Source organism: Massilia luteola, from assembly GCF_034420155.1.
Taxonomy (GTDB): Bacteria; Pseudomonadota; Gammaproteobacteria; order Burkholderiales; family Burkholderiaceae_D; genus Telluria; species Telluria luteola.
In genome coordinates, this window is the sequence record NZ_JAXOFN010000027.1 from 66,811 (window position 1) to 85,225 (window position 18,415).

The following is an 18,415-nucleotide window of genomic DNA, read 5'->3' on the forward strand; positions in this document are numbered from 1 at the left end:
TTCGCGAATTAAGCTTGGCCAGCTGCAGCGGCAACGACTTGCTTCGCTGCGTCTTCCATGGTGTCAGCCGAGATGATCGGCAGGCCGGAATCGGCCAGCATCTTCTTGCCCAGGTCTTCGTTGGTGCCCTTCATGCGCACGACCAGCGGCACTTGCAGCGACACGGCCTTCGAAGCGGTGATCACGCCTTCGGCGATCACGTCGCAGCGCATGATGCCGCCGAAGATGTTGACCAGGATGGCTTTCAGGCCCGGGTTCTTGAGCATGATCTTGAAGGCTTCCGTGACCTTCTCGGCGGTTGCACCGCCGCCGACGTCCAGGAAGTTGGCCGGCTCGCCGCCGAACAGCTTGATGGTGTCCATGGTGGCCATGGCCAGGCCGGCGCCGTTCACCAGGCAGCCGATGTTGCCGTCGAGCGAGATGTAGGCCAGGTCGAATTTCGAGGCTTCGACTTCAGCCGGATCTTCTTCGTCCAGGTCGCGGTAGGCGACGATTTCCGGATGACGGAACAGGGCGTTCGAGTCGAAGTTGAACTTGGCATCCAGGGCGATGACCTTGCCGTCGCCGGTCAGGATCAGCGGGTTGATTTCGGCCAGCGACGCGTCGGTGTCCCAGTAGGCTTTGTACAGGCCTTGCAGGTTCGCGCGCGCGGCGGCGATCGAGGCTTCCGGCACGCCGATCTTGGCGGCGATGCTGTCAGCGTCAGCGTCGGTCAGGCCGACGGCCGGATCGATGGCGATGGTGTGGATCTTTTCCGGGTTGCTGTGCGCGACTTCTTCGATGTCCATGCCGCCTTCCGACGAGGCCATCAACACGACGCGCTGGGTGACGCGGTCGGTGACCAGCGACACGTACAGTTCTTTCTTGATGTCGGCGCCTTCTTCGATCAGCAGGCGGCGGACCTTCTGACCTTCCGGACCGGTCTGGTGGGTCACCAGTTGCATGCCCAGGATCTGGTTCGCGTATTCGCGCACTTGTTCCAGCGACTTGGCCACTTTCACGCCGCCGCCCTTGCCGCGGCCGCCAGCATGGATCTGGGCCTTGACCACCCAGACCGGACCGCCCAGCTCTTCAGCTGCCTTGACAGCCTCGTCGACCGACAGGCATGGAATGCCGCGCGGAACGGTCACTCCGAATTTTCGGAGGATCTCTTTGCCCTGATACTCATGGATTTTCATGCTGGCTTCCCTTCTTCTGTTACTGATGTAGTTTAGAAATGCGAATGGATAAATAAAGCGACAGATCCGGAGTCTACTCCGGACGACACTACCCCGGCACCGCCTTGAGCGACCAGCGCGGATAGTACGTTTCGACGGCGGGGCCATCGACGCGCAGCGCGTGGCAGCGGTCCAGTTCGTAAGGCCGCTCGGTCGAGGCATCGACCGAACGGTTGGCCATCGCGTCGTCGGCGAAGGCCTGGATTGCCGCGGTGGGCAGGACTTGCGCGAGTTCGGTCAGGTGGGTGCAGCCGAGTACCCCGGACAGGCGGTCCTTCAGATGCAATCGGAAATGTTTCAGCAGCGACAGGCCGATCAGCTTTTTATAAGCAGGAGCGATGGTGTCGCAGAAACCAGGATAGGGTACGGCATCGGACGCCGCTTCGGCGTCGACGATGGTCATGTCGCGGTCGATGGTCACGCGCAGCTTGAGTTCGTGCACCGGCAAGCCGGCCGGACGCGGGCCGGAAGGCAGGGCGATGTCATGCGTCTTGGTGTCGCGGATGCAGGCGTCGAGGTCCCACAGGCCATCGTCGCGCGCGAACACGTCGACAGTGATGGCGCGCGTGTGCCGAGGCTTACGCGGAGCGGGTGGAGACAGGGGCATAAACACCAATGCCGGAATGCGGCGAAAAAATTTGCAGCCGTTGTGCCTGATGCACGTTGCCGCAGCTTCTACGGCAACAACCGCTCTTGCGGCGCTGCTTAAACCATGAAAGTTTAGCACAGGGTGCCGGGCTGTGCACCGTATCCTCGGTCACGCAGGGCTTTTTTTGGCGGGGAGATGCCGGGAGATGTTGCTAACTTGTGATGGCGAAAACGCAAGCGTGCAAGCGTGGCCGCACCACCGGACTGTCATAAACGGGACGGCAGTCGGTCATTCACAACGTTGAGATCAGGCGGCCGGAGAGAAAGCCGGCGCGGAGACGAAAGATGTTCGAGCGGGATGGATCAGATGTCGTCGTCTTCGTCGTCACGACCCTGCAGCGCGGCACGCACCGCACTTTGGGAAAAACCACGTTGCAGCAGGAAGCGCATCTGTTTGCCGCGTTCTTCGGCATCCTGCGGAACCGTGCCGAACTTGCGGCGCCAGACTTCCCTGGCCCGTTTGGCTTCGGTGTCCTTGAGCCCGGACTTGAGCTCGTCGAATGCGTCGCCCTTCACGCCGTGCTGCTGGAGTTCGGCGAGAACGCGGGCGTTGCCGTAGCGGCCGGCGCGCCGGTTCACCAGCGATTCGGCGAAACGCTCCTGCGACAGCCAGTTGTTCTTTTCGAGGAAATCGAGGAGGGCGTCGACGTCGTCGCCCTCCTCGGCATAGCGAGACAATTTACGCCCCAGCTCGAGCCGGCTGTGCTCACGCATCGACAAATATCTCAACGCGCGGGCTTTCAGGCTGAGAGGCTGCCTCATCCAGCGCAGCCTTCAGCCCAACCTCTCGGTTGCGGGACGGGCATCGAGACGATTACTCGTCGCCGACGGCCGCCAGCTGGGCGGCATCGCCACCGGCCGGGACCGGCCCCAGTTCACGCACGCCGAGGGCGGCGCGGACCTTGTTCTCGATCTCGCGTGCCAGTGCCGGACGCTCCTTCAGGTAGATGCGGGCATTGTCCTTGCCTTGGCCGATGCGTTCGCCACCGTAGCTGTACCACGAACCCGACTTCTCGACGATCTTGTTGTCCACGCCCAGGTCGATGATCTCGCCTTCGCGCGACGTGCCTTCGCCATACAGGATGTCGAAGTGCGCTTCCTTGAACGGCGGCGCGATCTTGTTCTTGACGACCTTGACCTTGGTTTCGTTACCGATCACCTCGTCACCCGTCTTGATCGAACCGGTACGGCGGATGTCCAGGCGCACGGAGGCGTAGAACTTCAGCGCGTTACCGCCGGTCGTCGTTTCCGGGCTGCCGAACATGACGCCGATCTTCATACGGATCTGGTTAATGAAGATGACCAGGGTATTCGTACGGTTGATCGATCCGGTCAGCTTGCGCAGCGCCTGGGACATCAGGCGGGCTTGCAGACCCGGCAGCGAATCGCCCATGTCGCCTTCGATCTCGGCGCGCGGCGTCAGCGCCGCCACCGAGTCGATGACCACCATGTCGACGCTGCCCGAACGCACGAGCGCGTCCGTGATTTCCAGTGCCTGTTCACCCGTGTCCGGCTGCGAGATCAGCAGCTCGTCCAGCTTGATGCCCAGCTTTTGCGCATAGGTCACGTCGAGCGCGTGTTCGGCGTCGATGAACGCGCAGGTACCGCCCATCTTCTGCATCTGGGCGATGGTCTGCAGGGTCAGCGTCGTCTTGCCCGACGATTCCGGGCCGTAGATCTCGACGATACGGCCGCGCGGCAGGCCGCCGACGCCGAGTGCGATGTCCAGGCCCAGGGAGCCGGTCGATACAGTCTGCACTTCCTCGACGGGCGCATTGGCATCCATGCGCATCACCGAGCCTTTGCCGAACTGCTTCTCGATTTGCGCCAGTGCTGCGGCCAGCGCCTTGCCCTTCTCGGCAGCATTTACTACAGATTTCTTATCGTCCATAACTTTCTTTCTGTCCTAGAGTGAACCAAGGTGTGGGCCGCTCGCGCGAATTCAATAGGAAGTACTGTATAAAAATCCAGTGGTCTTGGCAAGCGTTATTTACAGTCGTGTGACAATCCGTTGACCGATTCGACTTGGCGCGCGTTATCCAACACAATATACGAAATAGCAAAGTCCAAAGCCAAAACCCGGGAGAAGTGTGATGCGTATTCTACTTGCCGAAGATGACAGCGTGCTCGCCGACGGATTGACGCGCTCCCTGCGCCAGTCCGGCTACGCGATCGATTGCGTGAAGAACGGCCAGGATGCGGACACCGCGCTGTCGACCCAGGAGTTCGACCTCCTGATCCTCGACCTCGGGCTGCCCAGGCTGTCCGGCCTGGACGTGCTGCGCCGCCTGCGCGCGCGGGGTTCGCTCCTGCCCGTGCTGATCCTCACGGCGGCCGATTCCATCGAGCAGCGCGTGGGCGGCCTCGACGCCGGTGCCGACGACTACATGCCGAAACCCTTCGCCCTGTCGGAGCTGGAAGCGCGCGTGCGCGCCCTCACCCGCCGCGGCCAGGGCGGCGGCTCCACCGTGATCCGCCACGGCCCGCTCGTGTACGACCAGGTCGGCCGCAGCGCCTACATCAACGACCAGATGCTCGACCTGTCCGCGCGCGAGCTGGGCCTGCTGGAAATCCTGCTGGCGCGCACGGGCCGCCTCGTGTCGAAGGAACAACTCGTTGACCACCTGTGCGAATGGGGCGAGGAAGTGTCGAACAACGCCATCGAAGTCTATGTGCACCGCCTGCGCAAGAAAATCGAGACGGGCGGCATCCGCATCGCCACCGTGCGCGGCCTGGGCTATTGCCTCGAGCGGTATGTCGACAGTCCCCGCGACGGCGCCCGCAAGAGCGCCGACGCGGCCAGCGGCCACAAGTGAAACGGTTCAAGCGGCGCGCGGCCGGGCCGGATCCGCGCGCCGTCGCGCACCAGTTCGAGCCGCCGCTCGAGCCGCTGTATGTGCCGCCCAAGCCCGAGTCGGAAGAAAGCATCCAGCATTCGCTGTTCGGCGAAATCCTCGACTGGATGCTGGCCCCGCTGCTGTTACTGTGGCCGATGAGCATCGCGATCACGTACCTGGTCGCGAAGTCGATCGCGAATCAACCGTTCGACCACGCGCTGGAAGACAGCGTCACGGTGCTCGCGCAGCAGGTCAAGGAAGTGGACGGCAAGGTGGTCGCGCACCTCCCCGGCACCGCGCGCGACATCCTGCGCGCCGACGACGTCGACAGCGTCTATTTCCAGATCAGCGGCCCGCGCGGCGAGATCGTCGACGGCGACCGCGACCTGCCGCTGGCCTCCGCCGACGACGCCGAACGCAGCGGGCGCGTGCACTTCCGCACCGAGAGCCTGCACGGCACGCCGGTGCGCATCGCCTATGCCTGGGTCAACCTGCAGCCGCTGCTGGACGCGTCGGAGGAGCCGCGCCTGGCCCTCGTGCAGGTCGCGGAAACGCTGGAGAAACGGGCGCAGCTGGCCAACGAAATCATCAAGGGCGTGATCCTGCCCCAGTTCATCATCCTGCCCGTGATCCTGGCCCTCGTCTGGTTCGCCCTGTCGCGCGGGCTGTCGCCGCTCGCGCAGCTGCAGGAACGCATCCGCGCGCGCCTGCCGGACGATCTGTCGCCGATCGATTCGCGCCAGGTGCCGGAAGAGATCTCGCCGCTCGTGGGGTCGCTGAACGACATGCTGGCGCGCCTCGCGCACACGATCGCCGCGCAGAAGCGCTTCATTGCCGACGCCGCGCACCAGATGAAGACGCCGCTGGCCGGCATGCGCATGCAGTCGGAGCTGGCGCTGCGCCAGGTCGACCCGAACGAGATCCACCGCTCGCTCGAACAGCTGGCCACGAGTTCGGAATCCGCCACGCGCCTCGTGAACCAGCTGCTGGCGCTGGCGCGCGCCGAGAACCAGCCGCACGCCGGCCTCGCGCTGGAACCGCTCGATCTTGCCGCCCTGGCCCGCGACGTCGTGCAGGACTGGGTGCAGGCCTCGTTCGCGCACGAGATCGACCTCGGCTACGAGGTCATCGGCGACCCGCCGGAAATCGCCGGCAGCGCCATGATGCTGCGCGAGCTGCTGTCGAACCTGATCGACAACGCGCTGCGCTACACGCCGGCCGGCGGCAGCGTCACGGTCCGCGTGCGCGGCACCAACATCGGCCACGGCAGCCAGGCACTGCTCGAAGTGGAGGACACCGGCCCCGGCATCGCGCCGTCCGAGCGCCACCGCGTGTTCGAGCGCTTCTACCGCATCCTCGGCTCCAGCGTGTCCGGTTCTGGCCTGGGCCTCGCCATCGTGCGCGAGATCGCGCAGCAGCACGGGGCCGAGATCGAAATCTTCAACAACCCGCGCAGCACGCACAAGAAATTCCCGGGCAGCCTGTTCCGGCTGACCTTCCCGCCCACCGTCACGCCTGTCCCCGATGCCGACCGAGACCGCCCCTTCCTCTGACCCCGACCGTACGCGCGTCATTGCCGCGCGCGCCGCGCACTGGGCGCGCGCGCGCCACCTGATCGCGCTGCTGCTGGCGCTGTGGCTCGCCACGAGTTTCGGCACCGTGTTTTTCGCGCGCGACCTCGCGCACATGTCCGTGTTCGGCTGGCCGCTGTCGTTCTATCTCGCGGCGCAGGGCGCGTCGCTCATCTACCTCGCCATCATCGGCGCCTACGCCTGGCGCATGCGCATCCTCGACCGCGATTTCACGCGCATGCTGCAGGAGCGTCCATGACCGGCGCCGCCCCGTCGGCCGCGGCCGCGCAGCCACCAAAAACGCGCAGCTATTTCCGCCGCCTGGCCCGCTACTACCTGTGGTTCACCCTCTGCTTCGGGCTATTCCTCGGGGCGCTGGCGATCCTGGAAAACGAGGGCATGCCGCGCCAGTGGATCGGCCACCTGTACATGTTCGCCACCATCGTGCTGTACGCGATCATCGGCGTCGTCAGCCGCACGTCGAACGTGTCCGAATACTACGTGGCGGGACGGCGCGTGCCGGCCCTGTTCAACGGCATGGCGACGGCGGCCGACTGGATCTCCGCGGCCAGCTTCATCAGCCTGGCCGGCACGCTGTACCTGCACGGCTTCGACGCCCTCGCCTACGTGATGGGCTGGACCGGCGGCTACTGCCTCGTCGCGCTGCTGATCGCGCCCTACCTGCGCCGCTTCGCCCAGTACACGATTCCCGATTTCCTCGCTGCGCGCTATGGCGGCGACACCGGCACGCGGCGCGGCAACGTGGTGCGCGCGCTCGCGGTCGGCGCCACCATCGTCGTCTCGTTCACGTACGTCGTCGCGCAGATCTACGCGGTGGGCCTGATCGCGTCGCGCTTCACGGGCGTCGATTTCTCGGTCGGCATCTTCCTCGGCCTCGCCAGCATCCTCGTGTGCTCGTTCCTGGGCGGGATGCGCGCGATCACGTGGACCCAGGTGGCGCAGTACATCATCATCCTCGTCGCCTTTTTGATCCCGACGATCTGGATGTCCGTGAAATTCGCGGGCAACCCCGTGCCGCAGGTGGCGTACGGCTCCGTGCTGCCCAAGCTGGCCAAGCGCGAGGCCCAGCTGGCGCTCGACCCGCGCGAAGCCGAGGTACGCCACGTCTTTCGTGTCCGCGCCGACGAATACGAGGCGCGCCTGGCCGGCCTGCCGCATTCCTGGGAAGCCGGCAAGACCGACGCGCAGCACCGCCTGGACAAGGCGCGCAGCCACAGCGCGTCGCTGGTCGAGGTGCGCAACGCCGAGCGCGAACTGCTGGACTATCCGCGCACGGCGGAGGAAGCGGCGCACGTGTGGAGCGAACTGCGCGCCGCCAACCTGGCACGCGCGCAGCCGCCCGAGCCGCATGCGGAACCGTTCCCCGGCAAGACGCGCCAGGAATCCGACATCCGCCGCAACAACTTCCTCGCGCTCGTGTTCTGCCTGATGTTCGGCACGGCCGCGCTGCCCCACATCCTGATGCGGGCCTACACGACGCCGTCCGTGCACGAGACGCGCGTGTCGGTGTTCTGGACGCTGTTCTTCATCCTGCTGATCTACCTGACCTTGCCCGCGCTGGCGGTGCTCGCCAAGTACGACATCTACACGGCCCTCGTCGGCACCGGCTACGACGCGCTGCCGACCTGGGTCTCGTACTGGGCCAACGTCGACAAGGCGAACCCGTTGATCAGCATCGTCGACGTCAACCACGACGGCATCGTGCAGCTGGCCGAGATCGCGATCGACGGCGACATGCTGACCCTGGCGACACCCGAAATCGGCGGCCTGCCGTACGTGATTTCCGGCCTGGTCGCGGCCGGCGGGCTGGCGGCGGCGCTGTCCACGGCGGACGGCCTGCTGCTGGCGATCTCGAACGCGCTGTCGCACGACATCTACTTCAAGATCGTCGACCCGGGCGCCTCCACGCAGAAGCGCGTGACGATCTCCAAGCTGCTGCTGCTCGCCGTCGCCTTCATCGCGGCCTATGTCGCGTCGCAGAAGCCGGCGGACATCCTGTCGCTCGTCGGCGCCGCGTTCTCGCTGGCCGGGTCGACCATGTTCCCGGCGCTGGTGGCGGGCGTCTTCTGGAAACGGGCCAATTTCGCGGGCGCGATCGCGGGCATGGCGACCGGTTTCATCGTCTGCACCTACTACATGCTGCACACGAATCCGATGCTGGGCGGGAGCCTGGACGCCGTCTGGTTCCACATCGCGCCCATCTCGGCGGGCGTGTTCGGCGTGCCGGCCGGGGCGCTGGCGCTCGTCGCGGTGAGCCTGGCGACAAAGCCGCCGCCGCGCGCCAGCGGGGGCCTCGTGGAGCATATCCGGGCGCCGGAATGACGACGGGGCGCCGCAGCGCCCCGTCGTCCACAAGCCAACAGGCTTACTCGACGATCGTCTGCGCCTGGCCGTCGCCGCGCGCGCGGATCTCGCCGATGCGGTAGACGGTCTCGCCGGCCGCCTGCAGCTGCGCCATGGCGGCGTCGGCGTTTTCCCTGGACACGATCACCGTCATGCCGATGCCGCAGTTGAACACGCGGTGCATCTCCGCATCGGCCACGCCGCCGTGCTGCTGCAGCCACTGGAACAGCGGCGGCAGGGTCCACGATTTGGCGTCCAGCACGGCCGTCAGGTTATCGGCCAGCACGCGCGGGATATTTTCCACGAGGCCGCCGCCGGTGATGTGCACGAGGCCCTTCACTTCCATCGCCTGCATCAGCGCCAGCAGGGGCTTGACGTAGATGCGGGTCGGCTGCATCAGGGCGTCGGACAGTTTGCGGCCGTGGAAGTCGGCTTCCAGGTCCGGCTTCGACACTTCGATGATCTTGCGCACCAGCGAGTAACCGTTCGAGTGGATGCCCGACGAGGCCAGGCCCAGCACGACGTCGCCCGGGGCGATCTTGGTGCCGTCGATGATCTGCGATTTTTCCACCGCGCCGACGGCGAAGCCGGCCAGGTCGTATTCGCCGTCCGGGTACATGCTCGGCATCTCGGCCGTCTCGCCGCCGATCAGGGCGCAACCGGCCTGTTCGCAGCCTTGGGCGATGCCTTTCACGACGGCGGTCGCGGTCGGCACGTCCAGCTTGCCGCAGGCGAAGTAATCGAGGAAGAACAGCGGCTCGGCGCCCTGCACGAGGATGTCGTTGACGCTCATGGCGACGAGGTCGATGCCGACCGTGTCGTGGCGGTTCAGTTCGAAAGCCAGTTTCAGTTTGGTGCCGACGCCGTCGGTGCCGGACACGAGGACCGGTTCCTTGAACTTCTTGCTGATTTCAAACAGCGCACCGAAACCGCCGATGCCGCCGAGCACGCCTTCGCGCATGGTGCGCTTGGCAAATGGTTTGATCGCTTCGACCAGGGCGTCGCCGGCATCGATATCGACACCAGCGTCGCGGTAGGAGAGAGAAACATTAGATGGTTGGCTCATGGTATTTGGCAGCGGAGGCGGTAAAATAGTAGGCGGTTGACAACTGGACATTAGACAGCTTCATCGGTCAGCTGCCAGTCGGTCAATCCATTATTTTATCAAAACGGCCTGCCCCGGCGCCGTTTTAACGGTCAGAACAACAATTACATGCCTTTTTCCCTCAGCCCGGAGCAAAAACAGTCAGCGTTTTGGTTGGCACTCTGGCTGGCGTGCGGCCTGCTGCTGTACGCCCTCGGGCCGATCCTCACCCCGTTCATCGCCGCCGCCATCCTCGCCTACGCCCTGAACGGCGCGGTGGACAGTCTCGAACGCACGCGCATGGGTGCGTTCCACCTGCCCCGCTCGCTCGCGGTCGTGGTCGTGATCCTGGCGTTCCTGGCCGCCGTCGGCGCCCTGATCCTGATCGTCATACCGGTGCTGCGCACGGAACTCCCGCTGTTGCAGGCCCAGATCCCGGATGCGCTGGCCCGCATCGACACCGTACTGACGCCGCGCCTGGCGCAGCTGGGCATCCACATCAAGCTCGACGGCAGCAGCCTGCGCACCATCCTCACGCAGCAGATCGCGACCTCCAGCGACGAGATCTGGACGACCGTGCTCGCCTCCGCGCGCGTCGGCGGCAGCGCGCTGCTCGGGTGGATCGCCACGGGCATCCTGATCCCCGTCGTGCTGTTCTACCTGCTGCTGGACTGGCACCGCCTGCTGCTGCAGCTGGAGAACGCCGTGCCGCGCCGCTGGGTGAATCCGACCGTGGGCATGGCCCGGGAAGTCAACGCCCTGCTGGCCCAGTACCTGCGCGGGCAGCTGCTCGTGATGCTCGTGCTGGCCCTGTATTACTCGGCGGCGCTGGCGCTGGCCGGCTTCGAGGTGGCGCTGCCGGTCGGCATCCTGACGGGGCTGCTAGTGTTCATTCCCTACCTCGGGTACGGGCTCGGTCTCGCGCTGGCGCTGACGGCCGCCATCCTGCAATATTCCGACTGGAGCGGCGTGATCGCCGTGGCCGTGATCTATGGCGCGGGCCAGATCATCGAAGGTTTTTTCCTCACGCCGCGCCTCGTGGGCGAGCGCATCGGACTGAATCCGCTGGCCGTGATCTTCGCCCTGCTCGCCTTCGGCCAGCTGTTCGGCTTCGTCGGCGTGTTGCTGGCGCTGCCCGCGTCGGCGGTGCTGATGGTGGCGTTCCGTCACCTGAAACGCCACTATCTGCGCAGCAGCTTTTATAATGGCTGATTCCTACGCACACGACACTATGAGAACCAAGCCATGAAACAGCTGGTGCTCGATTTGGGCGCCGAGCCGGCGCAAAGCCTCGACACCTTCCAGATAGGCGAAAATGCCGAAATGGCGCACCTGATGCACCAGTTCGCGCAGCGCGCATCGCGCGAGCATTTCTGCTATCTGTGGGGAGAGACGGGCGCCGGCAAGACGCACCTGCTGCAAGGCCTCGCCGCCACCGACGGGGCGCGCTACATCGCCGCCGGCGCCGGCGCGGACGCATTCGTATTGACGGCGGACGTCTCCCTGTACCTCGTCGACGACATCGACCAGCTCTCGCCCGAACGCCAGATCGACGCCTTCGCCCTGTTCAACCAGGTGCGCGAGCATGGCGCCTACATGGTGTGCACGGGCCCGGTGCCGCCGGCCGTGCTGCCCGTGCGCGAGGACCTGCGCACCCGCATGGGCTGGGGCCTCGTGTATCAGATCCACGGCCTGTCCGACGATCAGAAGATCGCCGCCCTCACGCAGGCCGCCGAGGCCCGCGGTTTGACGCTGTCGGCCAGCGTGTTACCCTATCTGCTGTCCCATTTCAAGCGCGACATGCGCTCCCTGTCGACCATGCTGGATGCGCTCGACCAGTACTCGCTCGAGACCCAGCGTCCGGTCACGGTGCCGCTACTGCGTGACCTCTTGCTTCAGGGCAATCCCGGCAGTCCACACTCCGAACCGAAAGAATGAACGACCTCGCGCTGTTTGACCTCGACCACACCCTCCTGCCGATCGATTCCGACTACGAATGGGGCCAGTTCCTCGTGCGTGAGAAAGTCGTCGACGCCACCGAACACCAGCGCCGCAACGACGCCTTCTTCGCGCAGTACAACGCCGGCACGCTCGATCCGGTCGAATACCTCGAATTCGCCCTCGGCACGCTGGCCGGCTTCGACCCGGCGCGCCTGAAGGACCTGCAGGCGCAGTACATGCGCGACGTGGTCAGGCCGGCGATCCGGCCCAGGGCCCTCGACCTCGTACGCAAGCACCAGGACGCGGGCGACCTGGTGGCGATCATCACCGCCACCAACGCCTTCGTCACCGCGCCGATCGCGCGCGAATTCGGCGTCGAGCACCTGATCGCCGCGCGCCCCGAACTGGACGAGCGCGGCCACCCGACCGGCAAGCTGGCCGGCACGCCCACGCAGGGCCACGGCAAGGTCGTGCACATGCACGCATGGCTGGAAGGCCTGGGCCGCCCGTTCGACAGTTTTACCCGCAGTTGGTTCTACAGCGATTCGCACAACGATATCCCGCTGCTGTCGGTCGTCTCCCATCCGGTGGCGACCAACCCGAGCGAGAAACTGAGCCAACACGCCGCCGCCCTCGGCTGGACTTCACTGCATCTCTTCAATGATTAAAAAATTCATCCGCAAAATCCTCGGCGTCAAAGACGAGCGCGACCCCACCGAACCCGTGATCCTCGGGCCGGAACAGCACGGCATCGATCCGAAGCTCGTGTCCAACAACGCGGTGCGCGTCACGCAGACCCTGCAGGAAGCCGGCTTCAAGGCCTTCGTCGTCGGCGGCGCCGTGCGCGACCTGCTGCTGGGCGTGAAGCCGAAAGACTTCGACATCGCCACCGACGCCACGCCCGAGGAAGTCAAGAAGCTGTTCCGCCGCGCCTTCATCATCGGCCGCCGCTTCCAGATCGTGCACGTGATGTTCGGCCAGGACCTGCTCGAGGTGACCACCTTCCGCGGCAAGGGCAGCGACAACGCGCCCAAGGACGAACATGGCCGCGTCCTGCGCGACAACAACTTCGGACCGCAGCACGAAGACGCCGAGCGGCGCGACTTCACGATCAACGCCATGTACTACGACCCCGCCACGCAGACGGTGCTCGACTACCACGGCGGCATCGAAGACATCCGCGCCAAGGTCCTGCGCATCATCGGCCAGCCGGAAGCGCGCTACCGCGAAGATCCGGTCCGCATGCTGCGCGTCGTGCGCTTCGCGGCGAAGCTCGGGTTCACGATCGAGCCGGCGACGCGCGCGCCCATCCCCGTGATGGCCCCGCTGATCAACAACGTGCCGGCCGCGCGCGTGTTCGACGAAATGCTCAAGCTCCTGATGAGCGGCCAGGCGCTGGCCTGCCTCAAGGAGCTGCGTTCGTCCGGCCTGCACCACGGCCTGCTGCCGCTGCTGGACGTCGTGCTGGAGCAGCCGATCGGGATGAAGTTCGTCACGCTGGCCCTCGAATCGACCGACACGCGCATCAAGGCCGGCAAGGGCGTGTCGCCGGGCTTCCTGTTCGCGTCGCTGCTGTGGCACCAGGTGCTGGAAAAGTGGAATGCCTACCGCGCGGCCGGCGAAGCGCCGATCCCCGCGCTGCACCTGGCCGCGGACGACGTGCTCGACAACCAGACCGACAACCTGGCCCTGCAGCGCCGCATCGCCACCGACATGCGCGACATCTGGGCCATGCAGCCGCGCTTCGAACGCCGCAACGGCAAGTCGCCGTATAAGCTGCTGGAGCACCCGCGCTTCCGCGCCGGCTTCGACTTCCTGCTGCTGCGCTGCGAATCGGGCGAGCTCGATGCGGAGATCGGCAACTGGTGGGCGACGTTCTACGCCGGCGACGTCGCCGAGCGCGAACGCCTGATCAACACCGCGAAGGACACCCAGCCGGCCGGCCCGAAGAAGCGCCCGCGCCGCCGCGGCCCGCGCCGCGCCGACGGCGAAGCGGGCGCCCCGACGGACGCCGGCTCGAACGCACAGGCCGCGAGCGGCGAATGATCGCCTGGGTGGGCATCGGCGCCAACCTGGGCGACGCGCGCGCGAACGTCCTCGACGCCATTGACCGCCTGGCGCGCCTGCCGGGCGCGCGCCTCGTGCAAACCTCCTCGCTGTACCGCACGGCCCCCATCGATTCTTCCGGCGACGACTACGTCAACGCCGTCGCCGCGCTGGCCACCGACCTCGATGCGCACGCGCTGCTGCGGGCGCTGTTCGCCATCGAGCAGGCGCACGGCCGCGAGCGCCCCTACCGCAACGCGCCGCGCACGCTGGACCTCGACCTGCTGCTGTACGCCGACGCCGTCATCGACGACGCGCCGGCCCTCATCGTGCCGCACGCGCGCATGCACGAGCGCGCGTTCGTGCTGGCGCCGCTGGCGGAAGTGGCGCCCGATTTGGTCATTCCCGGCCGCGGCGCGGTCGCCACGCTGCTCGCCGGCGTCGCGGACCAGGCCATCGAACGACTCGCCTGACCTGACCATGCGTTCGCGTCACGCCGGCATGTGGTGGTCACGGCGCTAGAAGCGGAATGCCAGGTAAATCCCAGAGACGGCCAGCGTCGCCAGCGTGACCGGCACGCCGACGCGCGCGTGGCGGCGCCAGTCGATGACGATGCCGCGCCGCGCCGCCGCATCGACGACGATGATGTTGGCGATGCTCCCGACGATCAGCAGATTGCCCGCCAGCGTGCTGACCAGCGCCAGCATGACGCCGCCCATCGGGTGATGGACGACGGGTATCAGCAACATCACCGCGGGCACGTTGGACACCAGGTTGGACAGCACGAACGTGGCGCCGAACAAAGCACCCGGCTGGTCCAGCCGCACCCCGAGCGAGGCGAGCCAGGCGATGGCATGTCCGGTCAATCCCGTGCGCTGGAAGGCGGCGTTCACGACGAAGAGACTCATGAACAGCACCAGCAGTTCCCAGTCCACGAGTCCCAGCATGTTGCGGGACCGGAGCTGGCGGCTCATCAACAGGATGCCCGCGCCGATCAGCGCCATGTGCTCGCGGGGCCACGGCGCGACGAGGAACGCCACCAGCAGCGCGCCGGCGATCAGCAGGCCCTTGGTCGTCTGCCAGGCATCGAAGGGGATGTTCGCGGCCTCCGATTCGGCGCCGGTGCCGTCGCTCGCGTCGGCCCAGCGTCCCTTGGTCTGCCAGGCGATCAGCATCCAGCTCGCCGCGAGTCCCAGCGCGACCGGGAGGATCGCGTCGAGGAAGTAACCGTCGAACGACAGCCGCATCGTCTGGCCGATCAGCATGTTCTGCGGATTGCCGATCAGGGTCGCGGCGGAACCGATGTTGGACGCGCACGCCAGCGCCAGCAGGAACGGGACCGGCGCGAGCCCGCGCCGCCGGCACGCATCGACGAGCAGCGGCGCCATCGCCAGGCAGACAATGTCGTTGCTGAACACGGCCGACAGCGCTGCGGAGACGACGATGAGCACACCCAGCAGGCTGGCGGGGCCCAGCGCCAGCCCTGCCAGCTTATGCGTGACCCAGTCGTAGAAGCCGCCGAGGCGCATCTGCGCCGAGACCACCATGAAGGCGAACAGCAGGGCCATCGTCGGCAGGTGGATCGATGCCACCGCCTGCTCCAGGCTCAGCGCGTTGATGCTGATGAGCGCAATGGCGCCGAGCAGCGCGACGCCGGTCCGGTCGAGCCGCAGGAACGGCAGACCGCCGAGGATCATGCCGAGATAGACGATGAGGAAGATAATGAGGATGCTGGTGGCCATGGGGATGACGAAGTCTGTCGCTGCCGTTTTCAGGTAAGATCGCGCATCTTAACAAACCGAACCGGGCACGCCTGTGACCGCAAGCTTGCCCGACGCGCGTGTCCACGTCGGGGCGATCCTCCGGCTTTTTTGATTTGGTAAAGGAATACTATGAGCGCTTATTTGGGCGGAAGCTCGACGAACGAAGCTCCGGCACGCAAGGCCGTGACGCTGCCGGCCCTGATGGCAATGCGCGCGGCCGGCGAGAAGATCGCCATGCTCACCTGCTACGACGCCAGCTTCGCATCGCTGATGGACCGCTGCGGCGTGGACGTGCTGCTGATCGGCGACTCGCTGGGCATGGTGTGCGCCGGCCACGACTCCACGCTGCCCGTGACGGTGGCGGACGTCGCCTACCACACGGCGTCCGTCGTACGCGGCCGCAAGAACGCGTTCGTGCTGGCCGACCTGCCGTTCGGCAGCTACGGCACCTTGCAGCAGGCCTACGACAGCTGCGCCGCCCTGATGCGCGCGGGCGCCCAGATGATCAAGATCGAGGGCGGCGCCTGGCTGGCCGAGACCGTGCGCTTTCTCACCGAGCGCGGCATCCCGGTCTGCGCCCACATCGGCCTGACCCCGCAATTCGTCCACCAGCTGGGCGGCTACCGCGTGCAGGGCAAGACGGACGAAGGCGCGGAACAGCTCAAGCGCGACGCCCAGGCGCTGCAGGACGCCGGCGCGGCGATGGTGCTGCTGGAAGCGGTGCCGGCGGCGCTGGGCAAGGAAGTGACGGGCCTCCTGCACGTGCCGACCATCGGCATCGGCGCGGGTCCGGACTGTTCGGGCCAGGTGCTCGTCATGCACGACCTGCTGGGCGTCTTCCCGGGCCGCAAGGCGCGCTTCGTGAAGAACTTCATGGACGGCCAGACGAGCATCGACGCGGCCGTCGGCGCCTACGTGGCGGCCGTGAAGGACGGCAGCTTCCCGGCGCAGGAACACTGCTTCTGACCTTCCGGCGCATGGACGCGCAGCCCGATACCGCCCGCCTGTTCCTGGCCCTGTGGCCGGACGACGCCGTGCGCGACCGGTTGCGCGCCTGGCGCGACGCCTGGACGTGGCCGCGCGGCGCGGCGCCCGTCCACACCGATAAACTGCACCTGACCCTGCACTTCCTCGGCAACCTGCCGGCCGCGCGGCTGCCCGAACTGCTGGACGGCTTGACGGTGCCTGTCGCGCCGTTCGACCTGCAGCTGGGCCGCGCCGCCTTGTGGCACAACGGGATCGCGGTGCTGGAGCCGCACGGCCAGCCGCAGGCGTTGCTGGACCTGCATGCGCGGCTGTCCGATGCGCTGCTGGCGCTGGGGCTCGTGCCGGAAGCGCGCGCGTACCGGCCGCACGTAACGATGGCGCGGCGGGCCAATGGCGCGGGCATGCCGCAGTCCGGACCGGAAATCGATTGGGCGATCACGCATTACGCCCTCGTCGAATCCCGCCCCGATGGCTATACGGTGTTAAAAGAATACAGGTAGGGTGTGTTAGGGCAAAGTTGTAATGTCCGCATTTAGCAAAGTTGAAATGTCCGCTTTTGCTAGATAGCTCATGCTGTCGATTCCGAACGGTTTGGAGTCGAGCGTGGGAAAAATCGGGAGCATTACGATGGAGGAGTTGGAACGCGCCGGGGTCATCGGCGCCAGTATCAAGGGCGAGATCACGGCGGTCATTGCGGCCAGGCGGCTGGGGATAACGACGCGTCAAATACGCCGTCTTCAAAAACGCTTTGAACAAGAAGGCCAGAGCGGGATGATATCCAGGCAGCGGGGCAAGCCGAGCAACAATCGGCTTGCGCCTGAGGTGGCGCAGAAGGCGCTGGGACTGCTACGTGATCACTATGCCGACTTTGGGCCGACGCTGGCTTGCGAGCAACTACGCGAGCGGCATGGCTTGAAACTGTCGAAGGAAACCCTGCGCAACTTGATGATCAAGGCCGGGCTATGGGTCACGAAATCTGCCCACAAGAGCCGTCTTTATCAGCCGCGAGAACGACGTCGGTGCATCGGAGAGTTGGTCCAGATAGACGGCAGTCGTCATCACTGGTTCGAGAAACGTGGCGACGCTTGCACCTTGCTAGTGTATATCGACGATGCGACGGGCAGGATTCAGCATCTGCACTTTGCCGAGACAGAAACGACGGCCAGCTATTTTGAGGCGACTCGACGATACATCGAGCAGCACGGCAGACCGCAAGCGTTCTATGCCGACCGTGCAGCGGTCTTTCGCTCACCATCAGCAACGAACCAGACGAAGACCCAGTTCCAGCGTGCGCTCGATGAACTTGGCATCGAGCTAATCTGTGCCAACTCTCCTCAAGCGAAGGGCCGCGTGGAGCGGGCTAACCGTACGTTGCAAGACCGTCTGGTTAAAACCTTGCGACTGGACGGCATCAACGACATCGAGACCGCAAACGCCTGGTGCGGTGATTTCATCCAGAACTACAACGCACGCTTTTCAGTCGAGCCGGGCAATCCGCTTGACCTGCATGTCGCCCTTAACTCAACTTACAACCTGGATCTGATCCTGGCCATTTGCGACAGCCGAAAACTCAGCGCCAAACTCACCTTGCATCACGGCGGCGTACCGTATCGGTTTGACGATAAGCCTGAGCTTCGCAAGCTGATCGGTCAGTCCATCAACATCCATACCTATGCTGATGGTCGAGTTGAAATGCGCGCTAACGGCAACGTGCTCGCCTATATCCGTATGGAGCAACCGCTGCGGGCGAAGGATGTCGACGTGGATAGCAAAACGCTGCACGCAACTCTCGACAAGAAGAAACGCAATCGCAACTACCGCGAAGATCGAGTTGCCGCCGCCGTCGTGCAGGGGGTGATGACGGCAAGGAAAACGTCCGCTCAGAAGCGCATTTGAAATGTCACATGACGGACATTTCAACTTTGCTCAAAGCGGACATTTTAACTTTGCCTTTACA

The 18,415-nt window shown here is 65.5% G+C and carries 18 protein-coding genes; 12 read left to right on the top strand and 6 right to left on the bottom strand.

The annotated features are described in order from the left end of the window. Positions 1-8: 8 nt before the first annotated feature. From sucC to recA, 4 genes are all read right to left on the bottom strand, one after another. Positions 9-1,178 carry an ADP-forming succinate--CoA ligase subunit beta gene (gene sucC, locus U9J41_RS23000; protein ID WP_322404476.1) on the bottom strand — a complete coding sequence of 390 codons (1,170 nt, stop codon included), beginning with the start codon at positions 1,176-1,178 and terminating at the stop codon, positions 9-11. 88 nt (positions 1,179-1,266) lie between these two features. Next, the gene (locus U9J41_RS23005) at positions 1,267-1,824 is read right to left on the bottom strand and encodes a DUF2889 domain-containing protein (protein WP_322404477.1); all 558 of its coding nucleotides are present in this window, start codon (positions 1,822-1,824) and stop codon (positions 1,267-1,269) included. A 344-nt stretch (positions 1,825-2,168) separates the two neighbouring features. Then, a complete protein-coding gene (gene recX, locus U9J41_RS23010; protein WP_322404478.1) occupies positions 2,169-2,627 on the bottom strand; it encodes a recombination regulator RecX in 459 nt (152 codons plus the stop codon). 52 nt (positions 2,628-2,679) lie between these two features. Then, positions 2,680-3,756 (bottom strand): recombinase RecA, encoded by a 1,077-nt coding sequence (gene recA / locus U9J41_RS23015; protein WP_322404479.1) that lies wholly within the window; start codon positions 3,754-3,756, stop codon positions 2,680-2,682. Positions 3,757-3,958: 202 nt separating this feature from the next. On the opposite strand from recA, the gene U9J41_RS23020 reads away from it, so the two are divergent. The 4 genes from U9J41_RS23020 to U9J41_RS23035 are packed head-to-tail and all read left to right on the top strand — an operon-like array spanning position 3,959 to position 8,616. Beyond that, positions 3,959-4,681, top strand: coding sequence for a response regulator transcription factor (locus U9J41_RS23020; protein WP_322404480.1), 723 nt, complete (start codon positions 3,959-3,961; stop codon positions 4,679-4,681). Beyond that, positions 4,678-6,255, top strand: coding sequence for a sensor histidine kinase (locus tag U9J41_RS23025; RefSeq protein ID WP_425260962.1), 1,578 nt, complete (start codon positions 4,678-4,680; stop codon positions 6,253-6,255). The genes U9J41_RS23020 and U9J41_RS23025 overlap by 4 nt, the downstream gene beginning before the upstream one ends. Beyond that, on the top strand, positions 6,227-6,532 hold the full coding sequence (locus U9J41_RS23030; protein ID WP_322404481.1) for a DUF4212 domain-containing protein: 306 nt from the start codon (positions 6,227-6,229) through the stop codon (positions 6,530-6,532). The genes U9J41_RS23025 and U9J41_RS23030 overlap by 29 nt, the downstream gene beginning before the upstream one ends. Next, positions 6,529-8,616, top strand: coding sequence for a sodium:solute symporter family protein (locus U9J41_RS23035; RefSeq protein WP_322404482.1), 2,088 nt, complete (start codon positions 6,529-6,531; stop codon positions 8,614-8,616). Before U9J41_RS23030 ends, U9J41_RS23035 begins: the two co-directional genes overlap by 4 nt. Positions 8,617-8,659: 43 nt before the next feature. Here the strand turns inward: U9J41_RS23035 and purM are convergent, their stop codons facing one another. Beyond that, on the bottom strand, positions 8,660-9,703 hold the full coding sequence (purM, locus tag U9J41_RS23040) for a phosphoribosylformylglycinamidine cyclo-ligase (RefSeq protein WP_322404483.1): 1,044 nt from the start codon (positions 9,701-9,703) through the stop codon (positions 8,660-8,662). 147 nt (positions 9,704-9,850) lie between these two features. Here purM and U9J41_RS23045 point away from each other — a divergent pair, with 147 nt between their 5' ends. From U9J41_RS23045 to folK, 5 genes are read left to right on the top strand one after another with little or no spacing between them, the layout of a single operon-like run. Then, positions 9,851-10,933, top strand: coding sequence for an AI-2E family transporter (locus U9J41_RS23045; protein WP_322404484.1), 1,083 nt, complete (start codon positions 9,851-9,853; stop codon positions 10,931-10,933). 33 nt (positions 10,934-10,966) lie between these two features. Beyond that, positions 10,967-11,659: a DnaA regulatory inactivator Hda gene (hda, locus tag U9J41_RS23050; RefSeq protein ID WP_056444874.1), complete on the top strand. Its 693-nt coding sequence runs from the start codon at positions 10,967-10,969 to the stop codon at positions 11,657-11,659. Beyond that, entirely contained in the window at positions 11,656-12,330 is a 675-nt protein-coding gene (locus U9J41_RS23055) for a histidinol-phosphatase (protein WP_322404485.1), read from the top strand. The genes hda and U9J41_RS23055 overlap by 4 nt, the downstream gene beginning before the upstream one ends. Beyond that, positions 12,323-13,708 carry a polynucleotide adenylyltransferase PcnB gene (gene pcnB, locus U9J41_RS23060; RefSeq protein ID WP_322404486.1) on the top strand — a complete coding sequence of 462 codons (1,386 nt, stop codon included), beginning with the start codon at positions 12,323-12,325 and terminating at the stop codon, positions 13,706-13,708. The genes U9J41_RS23055 and pcnB overlap by 8 nt, the downstream gene beginning before the upstream one ends. After that, a complete protein-coding gene (folK, locus tag U9J41_RS23065; protein WP_322404487.1) occupies positions 13,705-14,181 on the top strand; it encodes a 2-amino-4-hydroxy-6-hydroxymethyldihydropteridine diphosphokinase in 477 nt (158 codons plus the stop codon). The genes pcnB and folK overlap by 4 nt, the downstream gene beginning before the upstream one ends. 45 nt (positions 14,182-14,226) lie before the next feature. Here the strand turns inward: folK and U9J41_RS23070 are convergent, their stop codons facing one another. Next, positions 14,227-15,450: an anion transporter gene (locus U9J41_RS23070; protein WP_322404488.1), complete on the bottom strand. Its 1,224-nt coding sequence runs from the start codon at positions 15,448-15,450 to the stop codon at positions 14,227-14,229. 150 nt (positions 15,451-15,600) lie between these two features. On the opposite strand from U9J41_RS23070, the gene panB reads away from it, so the two are divergent. The 3 genes from panB (at position 15,601) to U9J41_RS23085 (ending at position 18,354) form a co-directional block, all read left to right on the top strand. Continuing rightward, a complete protein-coding gene (gene panB, locus U9J41_RS23075; RefSeq protein WP_322404489.1) occupies positions 15,601-16,437 on the top strand; it encodes a 3-methyl-2-oxobutanoate hydroxymethyltransferase in 837 nt (278 codons plus the stop codon). 11 nt (positions 16,438-16,448) lie between these two features. Next, the gene (gene thpR / locus U9J41_RS23080) at positions 16,449-16,958 is read left to right on the top strand and encodes an RNA 2',3'-cyclic phosphodiesterase (RefSeq protein WP_322404490.1); all 510 of its coding nucleotides are present in this window, start codon (positions 16,449-16,451) and stop codon (positions 16,956-16,958) included. 70 nt (positions 16,959-17,028) lie between these two features. Next, on the top strand, positions 17,029-18,354 hold the full coding sequence (locus U9J41_RS23085; RefSeq protein WP_322402055.1) for an ISNCY family transposase: 1,326 nt from the start codon (positions 17,029-17,031) through the stop codon (positions 18,352-18,354). Positions 18,355-18,415 lie beyond the last annotated feature (61 nt).

Excerpts from the sequence above, each read along its gene's own strand:
- sucC (WP_322404476.1), bottom strand. The coding sequence starts at position 1,178 with ATGAAAATCCATGAGTATCAGGGCAAAGAGATCCTCCGAAAATTCGGA.
- U9J41_RS23005 (WP_322404477.1), bottom strand. The coding sequence starts at position 1,824 with ATGCCCCTGTCTCCACCCGCTCCGCGTAAGCCTCGGCACACGCGCGCC.
- recX (WP_322404478.1), bottom strand. The coding sequence starts at position 2,627 with ATGAGGCAGCCTCTCAGCCTGAAAGCCCGCGCGTTGAGATATTTGTCG.
- recA (WP_322404479.1), bottom strand. The coding sequence starts at position 3,756 with ATGGACGATAAGAAATCTGTAGTAAATGCTGCCGAGAAGGGCAAGGCG.
- U9J41_RS23020 (WP_322404480.1), top strand. The coding sequence starts at position 3,959 with ATGCGTATTCTACTTGCCGAAGATGACAGCGTGCTCGCCGACGGATTG.
- U9J41_RS23030 (WP_322404481.1), top strand. The coding sequence starts at position 6,227 with ATGCCGACCGAGACCGCCCCTTCCTCTGACCCCGACCGTACGCGCGTC.
- U9J41_RS23035 (WP_322404482.1), top strand. The coding sequence starts at position 6,529 with ATGACCGGCGCCGCCCCGTCGGCCGCGGCCGCGCAGCCACCAAAAACG.
- purM (WP_322404483.1), bottom strand. The coding sequence starts at position 9,703 with ATGAGCCAACCATCTAATGTTTCTCTCTCCTACCGCGACGCTGGTGTC.
- U9J41_RS23045 (WP_322404484.1), top strand. The coding sequence starts at position 9,851 with ATGCCTTTTTCCCTCAGCCCGGAGCAAAAACAGTCAGCGTTTTGGTTG.
- hda (WP_056444874.1), top strand. The coding sequence starts at position 10,967 with ATGAAACAGCTGGTGCTCGATTTGGGCGCCGAGCCGGCGCAAAGCCTC.
- U9J41_RS23055 (WP_322404485.1), top strand. The coding sequence starts at position 11,656 with ATGAACGACCTCGCGCTGTTTGACCTCGACCACACCCTCCTGCCGATC.
- pcnB (WP_322404486.1), top strand. The coding sequence starts at position 12,323 with ATGATTAAAAAATTCATCCGCAAAATCCTCGGCGTCAAAGACGAGCGC.
- folK (WP_322404487.1), top strand. The coding sequence starts at position 13,705 with ATGATCGCCTGGGTGGGCATCGGCGCCAACCTGGGCGACGCGCGCGCG.
- U9J41_RS23070 (WP_322404488.1), bottom strand. The coding sequence starts at position 15,450 with ATGGCCACCAGCATCCTCATTATCTTCCTCATCGTCTATCTCGGCATG.
- panB (WP_322404489.1), top strand. The coding sequence starts at position 15,601 with ATGAGCGCTTATTTGGGCGGAAGCTCGACGAACGAAGCTCCGGCACGC.
- thpR (WP_322404490.1), top strand. The coding sequence starts at position 16,449 with ATGGACGCGCAGCCCGATACCGCCCGCCTGTTCCTGGCCCTGTGGCCG.
- U9J41_RS23085 (WP_322402055.1), top strand. The coding sequence starts at position 17,029 with ATGCTGTCGATTCCGAACGGTTTGGAGTCGAGCGTGGGAAAAATCGGG.